This is a genomic window from Fontivita pretiosa, assembly GCF_050410795.1.
GTDB classification, from domain to species: Bacteria; Planctomycetota; Phycisphaerae; order Tepidisphaerales; family Tepidisphaeraceae; genus Fontivita; species Fontivita pretiosa.
The window spans coordinates 5157871-5182062 of sequence record NZ_CP191258.1 but is presented as its reverse complement, the minus strand read 5'-3'; the positions used below and the strand labels follow the sequence as shown (position 1 = coordinate 5182062).

17 protein-coding genes, 1 tRNA gene and 1 pseudogene are annotated in these 24192 nt (G+C 63.3%); 7 read left to right on the top strand and 12 right to left on the bottom strand.

Translation table 11 applies throughout. From position 1 onward, the window contains the following. Positions 1 to 9 precede the first annotated feature (9 nt). The 6 genes from ACQS5P_RS21035 to ACQS5P_RS21010 form a co-directional block, all read right to left on the bottom strand. Complete coding sequence (locus tag ACQS5P_RS21035; RefSeq protein WP_428938581.1) at positions 10 to 639, bottom strand: methyltransferase family protein; 630 nt, start codon at positions 637 to 639, stop codon at positions 10 to 12. A gap of 61 nt (positions 640 to 700) precedes the next feature. Then, positions 701 to 1552: a hypothetical protein gene (locus ACQS5P_RS21030; protein WP_428938580.1), complete on the bottom strand. Its 852-nt coding sequence runs from the start codon at positions 1550 to 1552 to the stop codon at positions 701 to 703. 162 nt (positions 1553 to 1714) lie between these two features. After that, on the bottom strand, positions 1715 to 2545 hold the full coding sequence (locus ACQS5P_RS21025; RefSeq protein ID WP_428938579.1) for a biotin--[acetyl-CoA-carboxylase] ligase: 831 nt from the start codon (positions 2543 to 2545) through the stop codon (positions 1715 to 1717). Between the two features lie 36 nt (positions 2546 to 2581). After that, positions 2582 to 3382 (bottom strand): phytanoyl-CoA dioxygenase family protein, encoded by an 801-nt coding sequence (locus ACQS5P_RS21020; RefSeq protein WP_428938578.1) that lies wholly within the window; start codon positions 3380 to 3382, stop codon positions 2582 to 2584. 127 nt (positions 3383 to 3509) lie between these two features. After that, positions 3510 to 4595, bottom strand: coding sequence for a Gfo/Idh/MocA family protein (locus tag ACQS5P_RS21015; RefSeq protein ID WP_428938577.1), 1086 nt, complete (start codon positions 4593 to 4595; stop codon positions 3510 to 3512). A gap of 62 nt (positions 4596 to 4657) precedes the next feature. Next, positions 4658 to 7162, bottom strand: coding sequence for a glycoside hydrolase family 2 protein (locus tag ACQS5P_RS21010; RefSeq protein ID WP_428938576.1), 2505 nt, complete (start codon positions 7160 to 7162; stop codon positions 4658 to 4660). A gap of 458 nt (positions 7163 to 7620) precedes the next feature. Between ACQS5P_RS21010 and ACQS5P_RS21005 the strand changes: the two are divergent. The 3 genes and pseudogenes from ACQS5P_RS21005 to ACQS5P_RS20995 form a co-directional block, all read left to right on the top strand. Then, a pseudogene (locus ACQS5P_RS21005) lies at positions 7621 to 8100 on the top strand (IS5 family transposase); the annotation flags it as partial. Between the two features lie 383 nt (positions 8101 to 8483). Continuing rightward, a complete protein-coding gene (locus ACQS5P_RS21000; protein WP_428936970.1) occupies positions 8484 to 9728 on the top strand; it encodes an IS256 family transposase in 1245 nt (414 codons plus the stop codon). Positions 9729 to 9813: 85 nt separating this feature from the next. Further along, positions 9814 to 10185 carry a hypothetical protein gene (locus tag ACQS5P_RS20995; RefSeq protein WP_428938575.1) on the top strand — a complete coding sequence of 124 codons (372 nt, stop codon included), beginning with the start codon at positions 9814 to 9816 and terminating at the stop codon, positions 10183 to 10185. A 114-nt stretch (positions 10186 to 10299) separates the two neighbouring features. Here the strand turns inward: ACQS5P_RS20995 and ACQS5P_RS20990 are convergent, their stop codons facing one another. Beyond that, complete coding sequence (locus ACQS5P_RS20990) at positions 10300 to 10704, bottom strand: transposase (protein WP_428938574.1); 405 nt, start codon at positions 10702 to 10704, stop codon at positions 10300 to 10302. A gap of 185 nt (positions 10705 to 10889) precedes the next feature. Here ACQS5P_RS20990 and ACQS5P_RS20985 point away from each other — a divergent pair. Further along, positions 10890 to 10974: transfer RNA gene (locus ACQS5P_RS20985), tRNA-Leu, on the top strand. 112 nt (positions 10975 to 11086) lie between these two features. On the opposite strand, the gene ACQS5P_RS20980 is transcribed toward ACQS5P_RS20985, so the two are convergent. From ACQS5P_RS20980 to ACQS5P_RS20970, 3 genes are all read right to left on the bottom strand, one after another. Continuing rightward, complete coding sequence (locus ACQS5P_RS20980) at positions 11087 to 14134, bottom strand: hypothetical protein (protein WP_428938573.1); 3048 nt, start codon at positions 14132 to 14134, stop codon at positions 11087 to 11089. Positions 14135 to 14606: 472 nt separating this feature from the next. Further along, positions 14607 to 15740, bottom strand: coding sequence for an Lrp/AsnC family transcriptional regulator (locus ACQS5P_RS20975; RefSeq protein WP_428938572.1), 1134 nt, complete (start codon positions 15738 to 15740; stop codon positions 14607 to 14609). A 47-nt stretch (positions 15741 to 15787) separates the two neighbouring features. Then, positions 15788 to 16180 carry a thiol-disulfide oxidoreductase DCC family protein gene (locus ACQS5P_RS20970; protein ID WP_428938571.1) on the bottom strand — a complete coding sequence of 131 codons (393 nt, stop codon included), beginning with the start codon at positions 16178 to 16180 and terminating at the stop codon, positions 15788 to 15790. Between the two features lie 48 nt (positions 16181 to 16228). Here ACQS5P_RS20970 and ACQS5P_RS20965 point away from each other — a divergent pair, with 48 nt between their 5' ends. The 3 genes from ACQS5P_RS20965 to ACQS5P_RS20955 are packed head-to-tail and all read left to right on the top strand — an operon-like array spanning position 16229 to position 21995. Beyond that, positions 16229 to 17857 carry a tetratricopeptide repeat protein gene (locus ACQS5P_RS20965; RefSeq protein ID WP_428938570.1) on the top strand — a complete coding sequence of 543 codons (1629 nt, stop codon included), beginning with the start codon at positions 16229 to 16231 and terminating at the stop codon, positions 17855 to 17857. Between the two features lie 40 nt (positions 17858 to 17897). Further along, a complete protein-coding gene (locus tag ACQS5P_RS20960; protein WP_428938569.1) occupies positions 17898 to 19454 on the top strand; it encodes an alpha-glucosidase/alpha-galactosidase in 1557 nt (518 codons plus the stop codon). Positions 19455 to 19505: 51 nt separating this feature from the next. Then, positions 19506 to 21995, top strand: a complete 2490-nt coding sequence (locus ACQS5P_RS20955) for an NAD(P)-binding domain-containing protein (RefSeq protein ID WP_428938568.1) — start codon at positions 19506 to 19508, stop codon at positions 21993 to 21995. Positions 21996 to 22014: 19 nt separating this feature from the next. On the opposite strand, the gene ACQS5P_RS20950 is transcribed toward ACQS5P_RS20955, so the two are convergent. Together ACQS5P_RS20950 and ACQS5P_RS20945 are read right to left on the bottom strand one after the other, a co-directional pair. Next, positions 22015 to 22572, bottom strand: coding sequence for a YqgE/AlgH family protein (locus tag ACQS5P_RS20950; RefSeq protein ID WP_428938567.1), 558 nt, complete (start codon positions 22570 to 22572; stop codon positions 22015 to 22017). A gap of 56 nt (positions 22573 to 22628) precedes the next feature. Beyond that, a complete protein-coding gene (locus ACQS5P_RS20945) occupies positions 22629 to 24176 on the bottom strand; it encodes a hypothetical protein (RefSeq protein ID WP_428938566.1) in 1548 nt (515 codons plus the stop codon). Positions 24177 to 24192: the final 16 nt, after the last annotated feature.

Sequence of the window (24192 nt, the reverse complement as noted above, 5' to 3'; positions counted from 1 at the left end):
CGATTCAATTTACCTTGGTGGCCGATAAGGCGACAGAGAACGCGGCAGGAAGCGTCCGACCGTCCGCAGATAGTGTGCATAGATTTCACCGTGCACGCCGAGCAGATGCCGCTCTTCTCGCCGCGCTTCCCACTGAAGGAACATCAGGTGAATCACACCCGCGGTCAGCATCAGCGGCGTGGGCACCGCCAGCATCGAAGCCAGCATCAGCACGGACGACAGCGCGTAGATCGGGTGTCGCACGTAGGCATACGGACCGCAAACGATGAGCTGCGTGGTTTCGTTGGGATCGATTCCCATTCGCCAGCTCCGGCCCATGCGTTTCCAGCAAACCATGGTGCCCACCATCGCCGCAATTGCAGCGAAGACGGCGACAGGTTCGACGATCGGATGCCGGTACAGCGGCCGCAACACCCGGGGCAACTCGCCTGCGTAAAGACCCACGATCAGCGGGTGGACAATCCAGACAGCGACGGTGGGATACCAGACGATGCGTACCAGTCGCCCCAGAGGCTCGCGTGGGAAGAAGTTGGCCGCACGGCCAGTGCGGCGACGCGCCTTGAGCACCAGCCTGAGCACCCTGGCCCAGTAAAAGCTGACAATCACGCCGATGGTCAGAGCTGACCAGTTTGCTGGCATGATGAGGGATGATAATTGGGGACCTGAACCGCCGCGACCGCAGTGAAGTTCACCCCGCGCGCTATGAGCCACGCGACTTGCCCTGTTGCGTACGTGGTGCCGCAATGCCCTCTGCGCCTGGATCGCCAGTGCCCGAGCAGTACGGCACAGAGGCCTGTCGTTCCTGGGGCCGGGGCGCTGCCGAGCGAACTGCATCGTTCCGATCCGCCGCCCGGGATGCGATAGACAGCAGGTACGCGTCCCTGGGCGGACAGACGCTCATTGCACATGCGATGACCTCGTTGTGAATCCTGGGCTTCTTCTCGATGTTGAAGTGGTCGATGTCGCGATCCAGCAGATCCTTGCGATTGGTCCGCACGTCGTAGTTGACCAGTTGCGTTGCGCGATCCGACTCAGCGACCAGCGGTACGCCCCGCAGCCACGGCATCACATCCCATATGCCGTTGGACTGGTAGATGTTTACGCATCGCTTGACGTTGTCGGGTACTCGCGGCGGGGTGACCGGATCCAGCGTCACCAGCAGATCCACCTGGATCCGATCCTTTCTCAGCTCTCGCGCGACACGAATGGCATCATCGGCTCCGTAGGAGTGGCCGATCAGAATCAGCGGCTCATGGCTGGGATCCTTGCGGTACTCCTGTCGCAGTTTCCTGGCCAGGGCGTACCACTGATCGTCCTGGAAGACGCTGGCGCGTATACCGGCGGCATTCAGCTTTCGGGTGAGCGAATCAATGCCTTCGGAGAAGACTCCGATAAACCCCCGAAGCAGGTAGGCATTTCCAGCACGGGGTTTGTCCGAATCGGTCCTGACCGATTGAAGGTTGCCCGGCCTGGTGGTGGATGAGCAGCCCCCAAGCCAGCAGATCATCATTGCCCAGATGGCGACGGCAAGACATCGATAACTGCCAGACATCGCAATTCAGAAGCTGAACACCGGCGTCGGGTACAAAACTACACCCGGGAACAACCACCTGCAAACGGCGAAACCGCATCGTGGTTATCGGACGCGGCGCGGGCCGCCGCGCACTTGCCCGGACCTTCAGTTCCGATGCACAAATCATGCCACCGCGAAGGTTCAGGGCGTCGAGCCGAGTTGCACCTGACCGGAGATGATTCGGTGCGTCTGCCCGCCAGGCGTACGCACCAGCAGCCTCCCCATCGGATCCAGTCCCTTGCAGGTGCCGGTGATCGCCGCAGCGTCGCTGGATACGTTCACGCTGATGCGCCGCCCGACCAGGGCGTGGTGCTGGTCATACTCCCGCAGCGCGGCGGCGAAGGGGTGTTCTCGCTTTCGCAGCAGCATCGAATAGATCTGGTTGCTCAGGGCGATGAGCACGTCGGTCTTGTCCAGTGTCCGGCCGACGATCTGGCTGAGGCTGGTGATGCGATCTCGCAGCGCACGAGGCGGATCATCCGGCGCGACGTTGACATTCAGGCCCACGCCGATCAGGTCGGCCCGGCGGAGCCGCTCGCAGAGGATGCCCGCGAGCTTGCGCCCCCCGTGGATCAGGTCATTGGGCCACTTCAGCAGAATCGATGATTCGCCACTGATCGCGACGACGGCGTTGCGAACGGCCAATCCCGCCAGCAGCGGCACCTGGTGCGCCGCCAGTTGCTCGTCGATCGGCAGAACGAACGTGACGGTCACACATCCGGGCCCGGACCACCAGGTGTTGGTGTTTCGGCCCCGGCCCGCGATCTGTCGGCCGGTCAGCACCATCGCCGGGGCAAACAGCTCGCCCCGTCTGCGCAGCATCGCGGCGTGATCGTTGGTGCTGCGCAGGCGGGGGAACCAATGCAGGCGCAGTGGCCGAATCTGTTTGCGCAGGCGGTCCAGGTCGAACGAGTTGTGCGCATCGCCAGCCACGTGCCGGAAGGTAACCCCACCGCCGGTTGCGCTCAACACGCGGCTGGCTGTGCGCGGCCAAGGCTCGGCTCCCGATCACTGCGTCGGGGGCCAGTTGAAGATGTTTCTGCCGTCCTTGAGGAACGGCACGGCATCGCACCAGGGTTTGGTGCCATCCTTGGTGAGGATGGGTTTGGGCGAATACTGGCACAAATAGCTTCGCCGCGGCTTTTTGGTGGTGTTGGCGCCGCTGCGGTGGAAGGTATTGCTGGAGAAGCAGACGATCGTGCCCGCCGGCACGATCACCGGAATCCCCGGATCGTCGCCGTGGTAGCCGACCATGTCGTTGGTTCCTTCCTCCTTGACGTGCTTGACCGTCTGCCGCACGCCCGCTCGCGAGTAGGGCAGCACGTAGATCGTGCCGTTCTCCTCGGTCATGTCGTCCATCGCAACCCAGGCGCTGAGGTACTCCGGATGCGGATGACCGACGTAGCCGCTGTCCTGATGCCACGCGAATTTCATCCCCACCTCGGCCATCTTCACCACGAACTGATCGACGAAGAGATACGCCTCCGGGCCAACGGTTGCGCCGACGACCTCGGCCATCAGGTCGCTGAACAGGAAGCTGCGGAGATTCTGGCTGTCCTTGTGGCGGCGGGCGATGAAATAGCGCTTGTCGCGGTGGTTAATCCCCTTGACCTTCACGCCTTCGGCGTCCATCTCCGCGTTGATCACGTCAATGAAGTGCTGACATTCATTGCGCAGCAGCTCGAGCTGGTCCGGCGGGATGACCCGTTCGAGAATGCAGTAGCCCTCCTCGTGATACTGCTTCTTCTGCTGATCGGTGATGACCGGTGGTTTGATCGAGGCCGTGTTCGATGCGGTTGCGACGCTCATCGGATCGTGTCCTTTCTGAATCCAGCTTGATGACCGCGGGTTGACGCCCGCCCTTCCTGCGAGCGGCAGACAGTCATTCTACACCATTCAACTGCCTGCGGATTTTTACGAAATCCGCAAAAAGCTTTCACTTTTCAGCCAAGTGCTCCAGTCCGTATTCCTGAAGAATCGAGGCGACGGTCACCGGTCGGCCGCTGTCCAGGCTGCGCTCCATCGCCGTCATCACCGCGACAGTGACGATCCCCTCGGCCAGATCGGGCTTGGGCGTTTGGCCCTGCTCCAGGCACCGCGCGAAGTACTCGATGTAGTTCTGATACTCGCCGGCGTGATGCCCGCGCCCGCCGAAGCGGAAGTAGTAGGGCGCCTCGTGCTCCAGGTCATAGAGGATGCACCCTTCGCCCTTGAAGTGGGTGGAGTAGCGCAGGTCGTAGTAATCGGCCTGGCTGGCGCCGCGCTCGCCGCGCAGCACGCAGCTCATGTGGCTGTCGCGCATGTGCGGCTGCGGCGGGGCGCTGTAGCAGCCGCTGACCCGCGCGATCTTCCCGTCGCTGGTCTTCATAATGAAGTGCATCGAGTCGTCGTGCTGCAAGCCCAGCGCCCGACCATTTTCTGTCAGCATGCCATAGCCCATCACCTGCTCGATGTTCGGCAGATACCAGCGGACCAGATCCACCGGATGCGAAAGCCCGCCGTACAGCCACTTCAGCCCGCCGGCCCTCGCCCAGGACTTCTGCAGAAACCAGCGGTTGTCGGCGTTGTATTCGGCCTCGACGGAAAAGAGATTGCCATGCTTGCCGGCTTCGTAGTCGCGTCGCTGGCGGATCATGGGCGCGAAAAACCGCGAGCTTTGTCCGACAAACACGAGCTTGCCGCTCTGCCGCTGCGCCTCCAGCAGGCCGTGTGCATCCTTCAGGTTGTCGATCAGCGGCTTGGTGCAGATCACGTGCTTGCCGGCCTGGAGCGACATGCGGATGTGCTGGGCATGCAGCGGGTCGGGGGTGTAGATGCCGATCACGTCGATGCTCTTGTCTTCCAGCATCTGCTCGAATCGCAGCGTGTACCGCGGCAGTCGGAACTCCGCGGCGCGCTCCCTGCACAACTCCTCGTTGATGTCGCAAATGTTGCCCAGTTCCCACATCGGGCTGTTCAGGGCCGCGGAGATGATGCTTCGCCCCTCGCCCAGCCCCAGTACGCCAAGCCTCAATTTCGCCACGTGATCAAACCTCCGGAAATCTGCGTCTGTCTGCCCGTATTCGAGCAGCGCGAACGTCGCCCTCATCGTAGCGACAGCACGCCATGCACTTCCACTTCGGCCACTTCGACGGCCGGGGCACCGCGGAAGCTCACGCGTACATATCGGGCCACAGTCCCCGGCGGGTAGATGTCATTGCGAACCGACGATGTGCTCGCCGTGGCGCTGCGATCGACGGCTGCAACCCAGTTGTGTCCGTCCTGTGATGTTTGGATCGTGTACCGCCAGTTGCCTTCATGCCGAAATGTGATCCGGCTGCCCGAGATCTGATAGAACCCTTCCAGATCCACCTGCCACCATGCGCACTGATCGTCGTTGCGTACCCGCCAGTGCGTGGCGGGATCGGCGTCGTTGGCCAGCCGCGCCGGGTGCCCGGGCGCTTCGCTGCTGGCCAGGCACGGGCGGTCGCGGGCGACGTTCACCAGGTTCTTCATCGCCTGCCGGGCCGCCTCGGAAAGTGGCGGCGGCACGTATGGCCGATCCTCCACCAGCGGCGTTTGCCCCGGCACAAACATCGGCTCGCCACGCGTCGTGATCGTGATCGTTGCATCCTCCAGTCCGGGCGAAGTGGCGCGGATGACGCTCGGCCCGCCGTGATACGAGCGAAACGCGATCGCCGCCTGTCCCTGCACGATCATGATGTCGCTGTCGGGTCGGAACGTGATCGATCTTCCGGTCGGAAACTCGCCCGGGCCGGATTCGATTGTCAAGGTTACCGGCGGACAGTTGCTGATGTGCTTTCCCTCTTCATCGCAGACGGTCACGACGATCTGTACATCGTCGGTCGCGTCGGTGCCTTCGATGCTCGTCTTGTCGGCACTGAGGCGCAGGCGGCGGGGGATGCCTTCCCCGGGCCATTGAGGCGGCGGGATTCTCAGATACTCATTGCGGTACCAGTACCAGCTTCGCTTGGGCAGCCGGGCATGATCGCAGATCCCCTTCAGTCCCTGCTTGCCCGCGATGCTGCCGTAATCGAACCCGCACCAGATCGCCTGCCCGCTGCGCCAGGGAAACTGTTCGGGCTGAAGCTCGCCGAAGAATGGATCGTAGGCGTCGTGGGGCTTGCTGATGGCGCCATACTCGCTGACCATGTTCGGCACGCCGGGGTTGATGAACAGCCGCGCGCCGTCGCCGTTGTAGCCTGCGACATCGCCGAGCCTGTCCACGCCGCCTCGCTGTGCGCCGCCGATCGCCGCCGGACGCGTCGGATCCAGCTCATGACTGAGCCTCACGAGCTGGCGTATCAGCGCCTTGGCTCGATCGAGGTTATAGGTGAAGAACGCTTCGTTGGTCATGCTCCACACGACGATCGACGGATGGTTGCGATTGATGCGGATCATCTCCGCCAGGCTCTGCTTGCAGTGCTGCTCGAACGGCTCGAAGTCGTCGGGATTAACCGGGTAGGCACTGGCGTTCCAGTATCCCTCCGGCCCGAAGCCGCCCTTGCCCCAGAAGCAGTTTTCCGACCAGAAGATCAGCCCGAGTCGATCGCAGGCATCGGCGAAGGCCGGGTGATGCGGATAGTGTGCCCCCCGGACGAAATTGAACCCCGCCTGTTTGATCAGCCGCACATCCCGCCAGCACGCCGCCTGGGTGATTCCGATCCCCCAGCCGCTGTGGTCCTGGTGCGCGTTGGCGCCGCGGAGATACAGGTGCTGGCCGTTAAGGAAAAACCCCCTGTCGGCCGTCCACTGAAACCAGCGAAACCCAAATGGCGTTTCACACGCATCGACCAGCAGATCGCCATCGGACACTTCCGTCCGCGCCGTGTACAGATGCGGATGATCCGGATGCCACAGTTTCGGGTTGGCGATGCGATCGCTGGTCTGATCGAGCTCGACTGCCTGCCCGGCATCGATCCACTGCGTCGATGTCATCGATGCCACGATCGAGCCATCGGGATCGACGACGGATGTCGTCAACGTGCAGCGCTTCGCATCAGCAGATGCGTTGCGGATCTCCGTCCTGACGCTGACGCCCCCGGACTCGTGCGACACGGCCGGGGTCGTGACCCACACGCCGTTCCACGTCACGTGCAGTTGATCCGTGCTCACCAGCCGGACGTCGCGATAGATCCCGCCGCTGAAGATGTGCTCGCCGGCCCGGGGCTGAAGCCGCGGGCTCCAGTTGTTATTGACCCGCACCGCCAGCAGGTTCTGGCCGGGTTGCACCGCATCGGTGATATCGATGGAAAACCCGGTGTACCCACCACTGTGCTCGCCGACGCGGGCACCGTTGACGAACACCTCCGCCACCTGGAACACCCCGTCGAACTCGAGAAAAACCCTGCTGCCTTTTCCTCTTTCTGCCCTCTGCCCTCTGCCCTCTGCCCTTGGGTCTTCGAATCTCCGCCGATACCAGCCATACCCCACATAAAACTCCGGCGTGCGGAAATAGGGCAGGTCGAACGTGTGCGGCAACCCAACGCGCTGCCACGCGCCATCATCGAAATCGACTCCCTCCGCACCATTCACATCCGCGCGGATGAAACGCCAGTCTCGATTCAGACTCGTTGCTTGACGGCCCATTGCACGTGGATTCGACACCGATCGCGATGCTACGGACGCGGCCGAGCACCGTCAATTCGCCCGCCGGGGTTATCCATGAGCAAGCATTTTCGCTCTTTGTGGCAGGTGGATCACCCCCGGAACGGGGAGCGTTTGGAGGCCTCCGAGTCGAGAGAGGGCGCGGGCAAGGGGCTGGACGGGGCTGCTCGCCGGGACGACCGCGCTGCTTAAGGCCGGGCTGGCGAACGGCGGAAGCTTTGGTTGGCAGGGGCCGGGCATCAACAGCACCAGGGCCGCCCAGCAGTACGCCACGGCGGGCAGCTTCCTCTACGCCTTGGGCGTGATACTGAACGACCTCATCCGCCTTCGGCGGGAGTGGGCGGATCTAAACCGACCTCGGTGGAATCACAGGACTGCCGGGCGGCGAGGTGCTAGAGCGTGTTATGCACTTTTGTGAATGATCGTGCGATAGTGCTGGGATGGCAAGGAAGCCCTATCCCATTGACGTCACGGATGACGAGTGGGCGTTCGTCGCTCCGTATCTGACTTTGATGCGTGAAGATGCCCCGCAGCGAGTGCACGATCTTCGCACCGTGTTCAATGCCGTGCGTTGGATCGTGCGGGCGGGTTCGCCCTGGCGATATCTGCCGCACAACTTTCCGCCTTGGGAAGCGGTGTACCAGCAAGTGCAGCGATGGATCGCTGCTGGCGTGTTCGAAGCGATGGTGCATGATCTGCGAGAACTGTTGCGGATGGCGCAGGGACGTGATCCCAATCCCTCGGCGAGCGTGATCGATTCACGCACGCTGCAAAGCACACCGGAGAGCGGGCACCGCGCCGGCTACGACGGAGCGAAGCGAAAGAAGGGATCAAAGATTCACATGGCGGTGGATACGCTGGGACACCTGTTGGCGCTGCATGTGACGCCAGCCGACCAGCAGGACCGGTCGCGTGTGAAGCAACAGGACTGCATTTCATTGCCGCCGCGTGTCTGATGCTGAAATGCCTATTCGCCGGAATTGGCGGAAGTTGATAACACGCTCCAGCAATTTTCCATCCAAGTAGCAACTTGCCCGGAGTGCCGGCGAACACGATTTCCGACATGCTATATGCGAGCAGGAGAAGGTATTTCTTGAAGTTGATATCCAATATCCCGTGCCACCGACTCTCAAAGATCATTCCATGCAACTCGGCCATGGTCCCGATCAACGATATTGGCAAGTTGCAGGGAGCTATGACCAAAAGCTGTGGACGGTGACGCGGCAATAAAAGCGGCGTACCCTGGGTAACTGGTTTGATTCAGGAACCCGTTTGGCCCACGAGGCCAGGAAGGATACGCCACATGTCATCATCCACGCTTGCCCTGCGGCTGGCAACCGATTCAGTGGTCGATTTGACCCTGGAACGGATCGCCCGCGAGGGCGCCCGCCGCTATCTTCAGAAGGCGATCGAGGAGGAGGTCGCCGATTACATCAACGCCAACGCGCATCATCGGGACGATGCCGGCCACCGCCTGGTGGTGCGGAACGGCCATCACCAGCCGCGGACGGTCCTCAGCGGCGTCGGCCCGATCGAAGTGCATCAACCGCGGGTGGACGACCGCCGCGTCGATGAGAACGGCGTGCGCTTCCGCTTCACCAGCAAGATCCTGCCGCGTTACCTGCGTAAGACCCGTGCGATCGAGGAACTGGTGCCGTGGCTGTATCTCAAGGGGATCAGCACCGGCGAGATGCCCGATGCCCTGGTGCACCTGGGATTCGATGGATCGGGGTTGTCGGCCACCAGCGTGACGCGGATGCTGGCGGTCTGGCACGGCGAATACGAAGACTGGAGCCGGCGGGATCTGTCGGGCAAACATTACGTTTATGTCTGGGCCGATGGCTTGTACTTCGGCTGCCGGCTGAGCGACGATCGCCCGTGTTTACTGGTGCTGATGGGCGCGACTGCCGATGGCCGCAAGGAGCTGATCGCGATGGTCGATGGGCAGCGCGAGAGCGAGACGAGCTGGACAAGCTTGCTGCTGGACTGCAAATCCCGCGGGCTGGCGATCGCGCCCAGGCTGGCCACGGGGGACGGCTCCCTGGGCTTCTGGATCGCCCTGGGCAAGGTGTTCCCCTCGACCCGCCATCAGCGTTGCTGGGTGCACAAGACCTGCAATGTGCTGGACAAGCTGCCCAAAGGCGAGCAGCCGGCGGCCAAGACGATGCTGCACCAGATCTGGATGGCGGCGACCCGGTCGGATGCCACCAAGGCGTTCGACCGCTTCATCGAGGTGTACGGCGCCAAGTGGCCGCGCGCCACGGATTGTCTGGAGAAGGATCGGGCCGAGCTGCTGGCGTTCTACGACTTTCCCGCCGAGCACTGGCAGCACCTGCGGACCAGCAACCCGATCGAGAGCACGTTCGCGACGGTGCGGCTGCGAACCTACCGCACCAAGGGCCCGGGCTCTCGTGAGGCGGGAATCGCCATGGCTTTCAAACTGGCCCGCAAGGCCGAGTCACGCTGGAGAAAGTTGAACGGGAGCGAGAGATTGCAGGACCTGATCGACGGCATCGTGTTCGTCGACGGAGAACGAATCGCCGCTTAACCTGTCGCGGCCGTCCACAGGATTTGGGAATAGCTCGTTGCAGGTGAGCACCCCTTCTTGGATCCCCGAACGCGCCGGATAGACCTTGGGCACACAGATTGACCAGCGCAACATCGACACCCGCCAGTTGATCGCGCGTCATCGTCAGCAGCGTTGCGAGCGTAGTTGGTTCGAAATGAACGGCGACGGCGGCGGGCGCGTGCGCGGAACGGACGGCGATCACACCAGCGGTAGCGGCTACCCCCACAGCACAACCGAAGATACCAGCGATGAGAAGTGCCTTGCGACGAGACGCGACACGCACTTCATCAGGCCGTGTGTCGGTCTGATTGAGCTTACCGCGCTCGCGTTTCGCCTTACCCATGAAAACCCCACTTGTTACATGGCCTACACGCGAACGAACGGCAGGGGCAATGTAAAATTGGGCAGAGTCGGTGGCCTGCTCCCCAAAACCTGATCCAGTTGTCATGAGAGTCTACAGGCCCGAGCGGGCCAGGGCGATGACCCACTTGGAGCGATAGGTGATGTCCTCGGGAATGTGGACCTGTCGGCAACGCTGACGGTCCTGGTCTCAGGATGCTTCGGGCAGGAACAGGTCCGAGTCGAGCAGGGCCAGGAAATCGCCATGTTTAGTGGCCAGGTGGACGGTGAAAATGCAGTTGTCGACCATGCCCAGGGTCCCGCAGTATTGCCGTCGGACACCGGGCGTCTTGTCTCCTTTCTTTGGCACGCTGGTCTCATCGATCAGGCCGATGACGCCCAGCTCATCGGCCCGCGGCTGTCCAAGGGCCGGCAGATGCTGATGGACGATCCGGCGATGAATCTGCGTCAGCAGGGCATCCTGGTCCCAGGCATGCTGGGCGAGGGATTCCTGGAGTGTTCGCACAGCGCATCCGGCGGCCAGCGCGATGGGCTCGACGCTCTTGCGGCTCAGATCACTGAGCAGCCCGCAGCAACAGGTGCCCAAGCATGCCAAGTCTTGCAGTTCACGAAACAGGAGTCAAAGCCATGCAGGTAGTCTGTCAATGCCGGACCCAACGAGGCGAGTTGCTCCTCGGTCATCCATGACCTGCTTTTCAGCAAGTCATACCGCACGCGGCAGGGTCACCTTGAGCAGGAGTAGCGCTGTAGTGATAGAATCGTTTGAGTGCCGTGGAGTCAGCCCCCGTGGCGGAACGGCAGACGCTGAGGACTTAAAATCCTCTGGCCCGAAAGGGCCGTGCGGGTTCGAATCCCGCCGGGGGCAGTTCGGCGGTTCGGATGCGCGTTTCGCGCAGGCGGCGACGAAGCGAATCATTCGGACGAGCGGCGTGGGCAGCACGACTGGACAGCGGCCCAACGGTGAAGCAACGGTCCGTTCACGGCCGCGCCAGTCCCGGCACGTCCGGCTCTCGAAGAAGCAGGATGCCGGTGAAGGCATCGTCGCGGCCGAAGTCGATCGGACCAGCCCAACTGGCGCTTTCTCCGGTGTCATGACGGTGGTGGGTGAAGTTGAAGCGGAGCATGACCGGCAGATCGCGCGCGGATTCGGCGGCCATGGCACGCCAAGGGATGGCGACCTCAGCTCGCCAGTCGGGGCCATCGATCGTCGCCGCGTAGCGCACCCCCGTGCCCTCAAAGGCCTGCCAGCGCTCGGGGTTGATCCTGGGGTCCACGCCTTTTTCCACCCAATGTCCGGTCGGCTTGCAGACCACATGCATCAACGCGCCCGAGGATCCGTCAGCGTATAAAGGCTGTATCAGGATCTCAGTCAAGTCTTCGCCCCAGGCGCGACGGACCTGATAGTTGACGAAGTTTCGCACGACACGAACCGGCGACTGCGAGATGCCCCCGACCTTGAAGGCCACATAGAAGTTTTCATCCGCCCAGGCGGTGTAGATCTCGGTGGGGGTGGAGGCGAACTGGAGCTGCCCGCTCTGAATCGCCGGGCGATTGAACATGCGAACCAGCGGCCCATTCTGGATGGCATCCTCCGGCGACCAGTCGTCCAGCGCCCCGTTCAGCTCCAGCATTCCTTCCCGACGATCGGTGATCGACACCGGCAGCATCATGCGAACCTGAGACGTCTTTTTTGTGAAGCCGTGCGTGAAGGTGACTTCGATGGGCTGAGGCGTGATCTTGGAAAGCCTGGTCGGATCGAGCAGGCCTTCGATCGCGAAACGGCGAACCTGATACGTGGCCAGGGCTTCGATGGGCCGTGGTTGTGGCCGGACCTGCCAGCCGCAGTTGGGCGGGAGATTGGTCCATGCCAGGGAGTTCTCATCCGGGGTCGAGTCCGAGGCGTTGTACACATCGATTCCCAGCCAGAGTTTGATCCATCGTTGCCCGGCGGTGTCGTCCCAGCTCCAGCGAGTGCTGCGGCCCATGATGACCGGACGCTCCTGGGGCTGGCTCCACTGAAGCGTCTCGATGTTGAGGCGGAAATCCAGGTCTTTGTTCAGCTCCTGACCAGGCTCGCGAAGGAGAATGCGTCTGGCCAGCAGGTCGATCGCCTGGTCCCAGGCCTTCGGGTCGGCCGTGCCGGACATCAGGCCATAGGTTGGATCCGGTGGCTGATTGGGCTGAAGCTGGACGGGCTTGGTCATGAGCCTGGCCATGAACAGGGCGTTGATCAGGTCGCCGCGGAGTCGAGCCAGGTACAGGTATTCGAAATCCTGTTGGGCGCGGCGAAGCCACTTGAGCTGGACGGTGGGCACCGGCTCGTCCAGGCCGAACCAACTGCCGGGATAGAACCAGATCAGCTCATTGGGATCGGCCGGATCGGTGGGGGAGTTGTCCTTAGGCAGCACCCCAACCCAGCGAATGAACTGCACCGGCCCGTACTGCACTCCCATCGGAGGCGGTGGCAGGGGCAGGAAGCTGAGCCAGGCCCACAGGCGCACGTCGCGTTCGTCGCCGCCGGCCCCGACGTAGGGAATCAATCCGGTCAGGTCGGTTCGAAGCCAGCGTTGGGGCCTCGGCAAGGCGGCTGGCCAGTTCTGGATCGGCGAGGAGAACACGACGCCCGGATTGGCCGTCAGCAGGCGTGTGGCGGCGTTGGTGGGCACGAGGTTGGGATTGCCCGGGTTGGCGAACTGCACCTGGTCGTCTTCCAGCGGCACGGCAACCCGCACCCGCGGATGGGCGTTGAGAACCAGCGCCGCATCGGCCGACAGCTTGATTGCCTCATGCGTGCCTGCGCGGCCCGGCGTGGGCTTGTCGATGAACACCGGGGATCGCGCAAGCCAGTCGTTCTGATCGAAATGGGTCGCGGCCTCCGACCAGTAATCCTGCTGCGACTTCGGATCGTAGTTGGAGAGCTTTTCATCCGCGGGCAGCGGCCAATACCCCAGCGGAACCTTGTCGGGAAAGATGTCACCCTTGAGCCACGGCCCGACCAGCTCATCGAAATCCCGCCAATCGACTGTAGGGGGTCGGCCGGCGGGCCACTTCACGCTCGGCTGCAAGCGTGGCACGACGACCTGCACGCGATGCGCCTGTGCCAGCGCAACGAGTTGATCCAGCGTCTTGACAGCGGCGGCGTATCGCGGATCGGTGCGGTTGATCAGCTTGGGCGTTACGGCCTCGAAGCGATTGGCATACAGTCGCGTGAGCGACTCCCACTCGATTTGGCCGACCAGGTGCAGATGCCGCTCATCCGGCAAAACAAAGTCATAAACCGTGAGGTTGACAGCAACCGAAGCGATCGGCTTCTGCTGGCCGGTCTTCAGGACTTCGCAGACGGAGGCATAGTTTCCGGCCGGCGCTTCAGGCGGAACGTGCAGGTCGATCCAGAGCATCAGCGGAGCTGTTCCTGCTCGCGATCCTGGGTCGGTCGGGTTGTTGGGATCGCGTGCGGCAGAGAGATTGATCCGCCCTTCGTTGATCGGCAGCGGCAGCAGCGCGCGGGGCATCATCCGTGTCGCGGCCGACAGGCCGGTGTGGCGCACGAATCCCGCGCGGTTCAGGTCCACCGGCATCGAGATGATCTGGTAGGCCGTGAAGTGCCGAACCTCGATGGTGCGATTGGCCGTCTGGAGATTCAGTGGCTGGATGCGCAGCGTGTAGGCTGTCTTGTCGTTGGCGGGCGGCAGGCCGCTGAGCTGGAGCTGAAAGCTGGTCCACTCGTTCTTGGCGGCGGCGAGCTTGACAGGCCCGTCATGCGTGGCCGGGGTCACGGGGTTGTTCAGATCCAGGGGTTGAAGGCTGGTTGGAGCTCGGGCGTTGCCGCTCGCCGCGGCACCACTGCCGCCAGTTGCGCAGCCGTGAAGCAACACGCTCGCGGCGACGATCAGGCAAAGCGGGACGATGCCCAGCAGCGACACCAACACACGCAGACCCGGGCGGCGAACGAAAAGATGGATTCGTTTGCCGCCTGGCCTGCCTCGTCGCTTCAGGTCCAAGTGATTGCGTGCTGGGCGAATCATCTGTATGGCCTTGGTGCTGCTGCGATGCGTTGCCGGACGGCTGCGATGTCGCGGCGTGGGGATTGCGCACAGTTTGGGCACGCTGCATGCGACTGCCGCGCCACTGGCCAGGCCCGCAGCCCGGCGCACCCGGTCATGACGTTCAGGTTCTGTGTTGTCACGAGCCGCTTCTGGTCAACAATCATTCGATGGTGGGCGACAAAACACGATTCAAGGCCCTGCAAGCGGCCACACCCCGCGTCCGCATGCCTCTGGCACACACTTTGTGTACGACTATACCGACGATGAAGGGCATAACAAGCCAGTTTGCTTGAAGAACCGGTGGCAGTTGGGACCTCGCGCCCGACGCGCACTTTCACTGCCACCATCGTCCTGTTTTGTCGCTCTCGTTTCCTCCTCCGCCAGGCTGCACGGACAATTTCCCTCCACCGTGCAGCCTTTTTTGCTGCGCCGGCTGGCTCACTCCGCAGCCTCAATCGCGCATGTCCTGCGGATCGATGCCCCGCTGGCGACACCACTGCTCATAGGCCAGCGGCGAGATCTCGCTGGGTTTGATTTCGCTGCGCCCGCCCCAGAAGACGTTGCTGTAGCTCACGGGGATTCCGACTTGCGCCAGGTGCTGGTCGATGGCGCGCTTGTGGGCCAGGACAAGATCCTTGTCGGTGCCGTGGGCGACGCCCATGATGTTGACGTTGCCGAACTCGGGCCCGGCCTCACGCCAGTAGGCGTGGGTCATAATGTGGAAACGTCCGACCTGTCGCCCGGCGTCGATTTCCAGCCCCGGGGGCACGGCCCAGTGAAAAAGGGCGTTGAAGCGGGTGACTCGCTCGCCGGTGACCAGCGGCTTGACGTGTTCCAGAAACGTCGAGAATCGCCCGATGACTTTGCGCTGATTCAGCGATTGCGCGATGGCGCAGAACTGATCCAGAGAGATTCCAATCGCCTGCGCTCTTGGCCGCCAGATGTCGGGTTGAATCTCTTCGGCCGTGAACTCGCGTTTCAGTTCCATCAGCACTCGCCACTGCAGATCGCTGAGTTGAACGATGTCGGTGTCGGTGGCGTCGGCAAGCTCGTCGGATTTGGCCCCCGGCTCCAGCCCGCGCCTGCGAACGTGGCCGACGCCCAGGACGAACAGCTTCCTGGCCGGCAGGAGCACAAACGCCTCGGCGCCAACCTGCGACATCAGGTATCGGCAATGCTTTTGCATCGAATACCCCTGCGGGACTTTGAGCGTGGTCCAGAGGCGATACTTTGCGCCGGGGATCTGCTGATCGGTGGAACGGATGACAACGTGCCCGCTGAACGGATCGCGCTGGAACATGTAGTCGAACGCGTGCGAGAGTTTTTCCTCGGGGACTTTCCATGCGACCAGTGCCCCGCGAGCCAGGTTCGTGGACATCAGGGTCTGCCTGACGCGGCGGATGGTGCCGGCCTGGAGCATGGCGCGGATTCGCTCGATGACGGTGGGCAGATCCACGCCGCAGCGCCGCGAGATCTCCGCGATGGGGTCGGGATAGAAGCCCTGGAGCTTGTCCTCGGAGACGGCCAGGATGCGGGCGTTGATCGGGTCGCTGATGGCGACGGGGATGATCTGGTCAGCAGTCATGTCGAGATTGTATAGAGGATACGGGATGTTGGGGAGATTGGCCGCAGCTACGACCTGGCGTCGGGCCCCAGGGCGCACGAAGCGGTCGTGCAGCGGGCATCGGCGATTCGACGGTAGATACGCCGACCCAGTTGCGGGATCGGGGGCAGGTACAGCAGCGGCAGGATCGGCCAGACCGGTGGCAACGCCCAGGCGATCGAGCGGAAGCCGTCGTAGCCGCGATACGTCCGCCCGTCGGAGCTGACGACGTGCATGTCGCGCATCGCGTCCTGCTCCCAAATGTGCGGGAAGCGGGCGTGCACGCGTGGCCAGTCGTTGGCGGCGTCCAGTGGCACGATCCGGTGCAGCAGGTCAAGATACCGAATGATGTGAACCGAATCGCGACACAGTCGGCAGCCGCCGTCGTAGAGCACGAACCGGGTTTGCACAAATTGGCTCATCAGGGTCCTGCCATCGGCTTTTTCAACGCTAGGGAACATCCGGCGTGGATGTCGAGCCGGACGCTGCGCTTGGCGGGCGCTTTCACGATTTTCATCGCGACGTTCACGTGCTACTGGCCGGCGATGCGCGGACAGTTCATCTGGGATGACGACCGGCACGTATCAGAAAACCCGACGCTGCGGAACCTGCGCGGCCTGTGGCGAATCTGGTTCCGCTGGGGCGCCACGCCCCAGTATTACCCGATGACGCACACCAGCTTCTGGATCGAGTATCGCTTCTGGGGGCTGAACCCAACCGGATACCACGTCACCAACGTAACGCTGCACTCGATCAACGCACTGCTGCTGTGGCGGCTGCTTCGGCGGCTGGAGGTGCGAGGAGCATTTCTGGCCGCGGCGGTGTTCGCACTGCATCCGGTCAATGTCGAGTCCGTCGCCTGGATCAGCGAACGGAAAAACGTGCTGGCAATGTGCTTCGCGTTACTCGCGACCCTGGCCTATGTGCGTCCATCGCCTTGCCGCAGCTCCTACGCGATTGCACTTGTCCTGTTCATCTGCGCCTTGTTGAGCAAGACGATCACTGCAACGTTGCCGGCGGTGCTGCTTGTGCTGATCTGGTGGAAACACGGGAGGATCCATCGCCGGGATGTCGTTGCGCTGCTGCCGTTTTTTGTCGCCGGAATCGGGATGGGACTGATGACGGCGGCGATGGAACGGTTTTACGTCGGTGCGACAGGGGAGGATTGGCAGCTTTCGTTGCTGGATCGGGTGCTGATCGCGGGGCGGGCCATCTGGTTTTACCTGAGCAAGCTCGTGTTTCCGGTGCGACTGATGTTCAGCTACCCGCGCTGGCAGATCGATCCGCTCGCGTGGTGGCAGTGGGCGTATGCGGTCGGGGTCGTCGTCGTATTGGCTCTAGTTGTGCTGAACCGCAGGCGGGTGGGCAGGGGTCCGACAGCGGCCGTGCTGATCTTCGTCGGCACGCTTTTTCCGGCGCTGGGGTTCTTCAACACCTACCCGATGCGGTATTCGTTCGTGGCGGATCACTTCCAGTACCTTTCGGCCCCGGCGATGATCGCGCTCATCGTCGCGGGCGCAGCTCGCCTGCGATTGTCGGCCCTCATCCCGTTGCTTTGCATTGTGCTGGGCACGCTCACCTGGCGGCAGGCGGGCATCTACCGCGATGCGGAAACGCTCTGGCGGGACACGATCGCCAGGAATCCATCTTCGTGGATGGCGCGGTACAACCTGGGCGTGCTGCTGTCGAACCGTGCCGGCACCGACGAGGCGAGCAGGCACGACCTGGAGGAAGCGTTGAAGTTGTTCGACGAGGTGGAGCGACTTCGCCCGCACCATGACAAGGTCCGCATGGCGCGAGGCGATGCGCTGGTGAAGCTGGGACGGATCAGCGAGGCGATCGAGATTTACGGGCGGGAGATCGAGCGATTGCTTGCCCGGCCCGGCCCGCAACCCGATGCGGTGCCATATCTGGAACGGTATACTGCGTTGCTTCCCAACGACGCTGATGCCCACGTGGCGTTGGGGTTTGTCTACGGAGAGCTGGGGCGATTCGAGCAGGCGCGGGCGCGGTTCCAGCGGGCGCTGGAGATCGACCCCAATTCGCAGCGGGCGCGGGAAGGATTGGAACTGGTTCGTCGTGCCACGGGCAGGCCTTGAGCCAGAAACCAACGGCAAAAAAGTCAGACAAGGACAGGACATGGCGTTGAGAATTGCGATGATCGGGGCCGGGTCGATCGGCTTTACACGCCGGCTGATGCAGGACATCCTGGCGGTGCCGGAACTGGCGGAGACGACGTTTGCGCTGACCGACATTTCGCAACGCAATCTGGACATGGTCGCGCAGCTCTGCCGGCGGGACATCCAGGCCAACCGTCTGCCGGCCAGGGTCGAAGCCACCACCGACCGCCGCCGGGCTATTGCCGGCGCGGATTACATCATCTGCACGATCCGCCAGGGCGGGCTGGAGGCGTTTCAGCTCGACATCGATATCCCGCTGAAATATGGCGTGGATCAGTGCGTGGGCGACACGATTTGTGCCGGGGGAATCATGTATGCGCAGCGCACGATCCCGGCACTGCTGGAGTTCTGCAAGGACATCCGTGAAGTGGCCAGACCCGATGCGCTGCTGCTGAACTACTCCAATCCGATGGCGATGAACACATGGGCGTGCAACAAGTACGGGCAAGTGCGCACCATCGGGCTGTGTCATGGGGTGCAGGGTGCGCACTGGCAGATCACGCACGTCATCGAGCTGTGGGCCAGACGTGAGGGGTTGCTCAAGCCCGAAGAAAAGCTGCATCGACGGGAAGTGGATGTAGTGGCGGCGGGGATCAATCATCAGACATGGTTCATCAAGGTGCAGTGGCGGGGCATCGACTTCGTGCCGAAGCTGCCGGAGCTGTTCGAGTCGCATCCCACTTATCGACAGACCGAGAAAGTTCGCATCGACGTGCTCAAGCGGTTCGGATACTACTCGACGGAATCCAACGGCCATCTCAGCGAATACCTGCCCTGGTATCGCAAACGCCCGCAGGAGATTGCGCGATGGATCGATCTGTCGAGCTGGATCAACGGAGAGACCGGGGGTTATCTGCGCGTCTGCACCGAGGGACGCAACTGGTTCGAGACCGACTTCCCCAACTGGCTCAAGGAGCCGCCGCCGAAGATTTCGCCGGAAAACCGCAGCGAAGAGCACGGCAGCTATATCATCGAGTCGCTGGAGACGGGTCGGATGTACCGCGGGCACTTCAACGTGGTCAACCGCGGGCACATCACGAATCTGCCGGATGGATGCATCGTCGAGATTCCCGGGTATGTTGACCGCACGGGGATCAACATGCCGGTGGTGGGGGATCTGCCGCTGGGATGTGCCGCGACGTGCGCCGCATCGGTGCGCGTGCAGGAGATGGCGATGGAGGCGGCGGTGCGAGGGGACATCGGGCTGCTGCGGCTGGCGATGTTGCACGATCCGCTGGTTGGTGCGGTGTGCGATCCGGAGGAAGTCTGGCAGATGACCGATGAGATGCTGGTGGCACAGGCGCAATGGCTGCCACAGTATCAGCAGCAGATTTCCGCCGCGGCCGCACGGCTGGCGGAGCACGAGCGTAACGGTACGCGTGTCAGACTGCGCGGCACCGAAGGCGCCGCGCGGATCAGGCCGCGGACGGTCCAGGAAATGGCGCAACAGCGCGAGGCGGCGCGCGCCAACGCCGCCGCCGCCGACAAGGGCAAAATGACCGCCACGTCGGCCTGAGCCGCAGGCGTGCGGCGGGATCGGAGCCGCCTCGAGCCTAAGATGAGACCTATGAGCGGCACGCCGCAAACGCCCGCCGCCGAATTGTCAGCACAGACCCGATCGCTTCGCACGCCGCCGCGCGCGCCGCGACCCGTTGGATGGCGCAACCCGATTGCGCGATATGCGCGCTGGTTGCACACCATGTGGCCGGCGGGAACGGTGGAAAAGCTGCCGCAGGTCGAGCCGGACTTTTCGACGAACGTGCCGGGGTTGTACATCGTGGGGGACCTGACCGGCGTGCCGCTGCTGAAGTTCGCGGCGGATTCGGGGGCGCGGGCGGCCCGGGCGATCGCGCAGAACCTTGCCTCGCGCGGACGCGATAATCCGCAGGCTGGCGGTAGCGTCCTTGACCTGCTGATCATCGGCGCCGGCGTCTCAGGTCTTGCCGCCGCACTGGAAGCCCGCAAACTCAACCTCGAGTTCGAGATCCTCGAAGCCGTCGAGCCTTTCTCGACCATCGTCAACTTTCCCAAAGCCAAGCCGATCTATACCTACCCGACGGACATGACGCCGGCGGGACAGCTTCAGTTTCGCTCGCAGGTGCATCCGAAGGAGACCCTGCTGGAGGACCTTCGTCGGCAGACGGTGGCGCGCGGCATTGTTCCGAGGATCGCGCGGGCTGAGCGCGTCGTTCGTCGCGGCGATCTGCTGGAAGTGATTCTGGCACAGGGGCAAGGCAGCATTCGGGCGCGGCGGGTGATCGTCGCGATCGGTCGCAGTGGCAATTTCCGCACACTCGGTGTGCCCGGTGAGGATCTGAATAAGGTCTACAATCGGCTGCACGATCCGAAGGACTTTTCAGGAACAAACGTGCTGGTGGTCGGCGGGGGAGATAGCGCGCTGGAGACGGCGATCGCGCTGGCCGAGTGCGGGGCGCATGTCACCATCTCCTATCGCAAACCCGAGTTCACCCGGCCCAAACCAGCCAACATCGAGCGCCTGAACCGACTGATCGCAAATCCCGCGGCCGATGTGCAGGTCGAAAATCCTGTCTCCGAGCGTGTGACCACCGCGATCGGTGACTACATGGGCCGGTTCAGAGAGCCGGGGACGATCCGGTTGATGCTGTCGAGTACGGTCCGCGCGATTCGCGAGAATGAAGTCGAGCTGGAGGATGCGCAGGGGCGGACCGTCACGCTTCCGAACGACGTGGTTTTCACCATGATCGGTCGCGAGCCGCCGCTGGAATTTCTGCGTCGCAGCGGAGTGAGAATCCGCGGGGATTGGAGCATCGGTTCGACCGCGGGACTGCTGGCGTTTCTGTGCTTCTGTGTGTGGCTGTATCTCTGGAAGGGCTATGGGTGGCTTCAGGATGAGCTGAACCCCGCGAGCCTCACAGACGCGATCAGCCGGATCTTCAGCGCCGCCGCCAATCAACGCACCTCGCTGCTGTATACGATGCTGGCCTCGGCGCGAAGCCCGAGTTTCTACTACACGCTGGCGTACTCGCTGCTGGTCGTGATCTTCGGGATTCGGCGGATTCGCAGACGGCGGACCGCTTACGTAGCCTGGCAGACCGTGACGCTGATGCTGATCCAGGTGCTGCCGCTGTTCGTGTTACCGGAGATCCTTCTGCCCTGGATGGGGCGCAATGGCTGGTTCCATGATGGCACCCCAGGCGCGGGCATCGCCGACGTGTTCTTCGAGCGCTACGACGCGGCTGGCGAGGAGCGCGCCTACTGGCGGTCGTACGGATTCGTGCTCGCCTGGCCGCTGATGGTCTACAACGTGTTCACCGATCAGCCAATGTGGGGCTGGCTGATCGTTGGCTCCATTCAGACGTTTGTGCTGATTCCGAGCCTGATCTACTTCTGGGGCAAGGGGGCGTATTGCGGGTGGATCTGCTCGTGCGGCGCGCTGGCCGAAACCCTGGGCGACACGCACCGCCACAAAATGCCTCACGGACCGGTGTGGAACCGGCTGAACATGACCGGACAGGTGATCCTGGGGCTGGCGCTGATCATGCTGGTGCTGCGAATCGTCGGCTGGATCTTTCCCGATTCGTTGCCGAGCGCGGTCTTTCGGTCAATGCTCTACGGGCCAACCGCGGGGGGTGTGCAGCTCAAGGCGCTGAGCTACAAGTTTGTGGTGGATGTCCTGCTGGCCGGGATTCTGGGAGTGGGGCTGTATTTCTGGTTCAGCGGGCGTGTGTGGTGCAGGTTTGCCTGTCCGCTGGCGGCGCTGATGCACATCTACGCGCGGTTTTCGCGGTTTCGCATCCTGGCCGACAAGAGCAAGTGCATCTCCTGCAACATCTGCACCAGCGTGTGCCATCAGGGCATCGACGTGATGAACTTCGCCAACAAGGGTCTGCCCATGGCCGACCCGCAGTGCGTGCGGTGCAGCGCGTGTGTGCAGAGCTGCCCGACCGGGGTCCTGGAGTTTGGACAGATCGACCGCCGCACGGGCGCGATCATTCGCAAAGACCCTCGGTGGCTGGCAGCATCGCCACTGTTGATCCGCCAGGTGCACGTCAACGGCAAGCCGATAGAGGTTTGAGGCAGTCGCGGCCGGACGATCAGTTCACTGACGGATCATCGGGAACCAGCCTTGGATTGATCCATTGCGTCAGCGTCGCCTTGCCGATCGCGCGAAGCAGTTGCTCCCAGGTTCCCTGTCCTGCGGAAAAGACGCGCTCAGCGGTGGCGCTGGTGGTCAGCCAGGCGCCTTCGGTGATCTCGGCTTCGAGCTGCCCGGGCGACCAGCCGGCGTAGCCTACGAACAGTCGGACGTTGCCCGGGGGGCAGGCGACGATGCGCTCGATGCAGTCCCGGCTGGTGGAGAAGTGCAGACCCTCGGCGATTTGCAGATCGGACGATTCCTCGTCCGTATGCAGCGCCATCAGCAGCCCTTCGTTACAAGGCCCGCCGTGGTGCAACGGGCCCTCCAACTGGCAGGGCGTTTGACTCAGTTCCTTCCAGGCGGCCTGGACGCTGATCTGAAGCGGGCGGTTGAGCACAAGCCCCAGGGTGCCGTTCTCATCGTGCTGCACCAGAAGCACGACCGTGCGATAGAAGTTGGGGTCGCGCAACTTCGGCGAAGCAACCAGAAGATGGCCTTTCTGAGGTTGCGACATGGCGCAACATTATAGCCCCCGGAAAGCCGGAAACTGCAAACCACTGGCTGGGAGATTCAGGCGGCCTCCAGCAGCAGGCCGGTTTTGCCACCCCAACGGAGCTTGCGATAGGCGTGCACGGTGACACTGGGGGCGTGCAAAATGGGCTGGAGGACAGCGGCGGACATGTCGGCGTGATCAACCAGCAGGTGCAGTCGCGGAAGCCGGTGTGCGTCGATGGCGAACTGCGGCACGGCCATGCTGATCAGTGCACGATTCTCGATCAGCCATTGATACGCCCGGCCGATCAGCCGCAGGTCGCTGAGCCCCTGGCGAGCCACCGCCACCAGCACCAGGCACCGGTCGCGCGAGACGGCCAGGCTTGCGTCCGGACACATCGGCGGCTTGACGGGACATTCGACCAGCTCATGTCCGCCCCGCAGCACCGCCGCGACGATGGCTGCGGGGCACGCCTGCGCGTCGGGCAGGTCGATCACCTCGTCAACCCGATGAGCTGCTTGTTCAACGCCGCTTGAATGCGCATCGGTTTCGCTGATCCGCATCGCCGGCTCGCTGGCGGTGGCAGGCCGGGCATCGCCGTTCTGTGCGGTATCCGGCCCAGACTCCGCGGCGGCACTGACCGCGCCGGACGCGGGCAGCGGCTCGACGGCCCGGGGAGATTGTCTGGCCTTGGCCAGAAAATCCGCGACGACCTGCCATTGCGGCGCCTCCGCCAGTTGTGCCTTGTCGCGCGTGGCCGAACACCACAGCACCACATGCTCGACGACATCGCTGGCCGGCCAGACCGCAGGCTCTGCCTTCACCGGCCAGTCCAGAAACTGCCGACACACGCTGGACAGCCGCTGGTAGGCCTGTTGTGCCGCCGTCGCTGCTTCGGGGCCATGACCGGCATCCAAAGCCGCGATGGAAAGCCGCGGGCGGTGCAGGTCGGCCAGCCCCTTGAGCGTCCGGTAGCAGGCGACGATGCCGTCATGATCGCAGGTGGTCAAAAGCGTCCAGGAGTTCACGTCGCGCAGCAGCGACCGTGCTTCGGGGGCGCGCGGATTGGGCAGCAGAAGCAGCCAGCGATCCACGTCCCAGGCCAGCTCCTCCAGCGACTCGCGCATCAGTCTCGCATCCAGGACATCCGTCTCATGGGCTTGGGCAGCGGGATGTGCCGCCAACGGCTGTGGTGCACGCTCGAAGATCGACAGGCGAAACTCGCATGAATCGACGGCGATCAGCCCGACGCGCTGGCCGTCGGCGCAGAGGCTGGCGGCGTACTCCTGCACGCGAGCCAGTTGTCGAACGCCCAGGTGCGAAGCCAGGACTGCTCGCACCGGGCCGATCGAAGGCCCGCCCCTGGCGGCGCTGTCCGACGAATCGGTGGCGCCGCAAGCGACCGGCTGCCCGGCCGGAAGCTGATCGCCGAAAACATGCGCGAACTCCTCGGGGGTCAGATCGACGGTCAGGTCAGTTCGCGGTCGGGACTGCGCCGCCGAAGGAGGCGTTCGCACCGGCTGCGGCGCCCCGTGTCCGGCGCGCTGCCGCACACCGCTGAGGAACAGGTGGCTGATCTCGCTGAGATTGCGGGACGCCTGCGATTGCTGCGGTTGATCGGGCATCAAATTCAATTGCCGA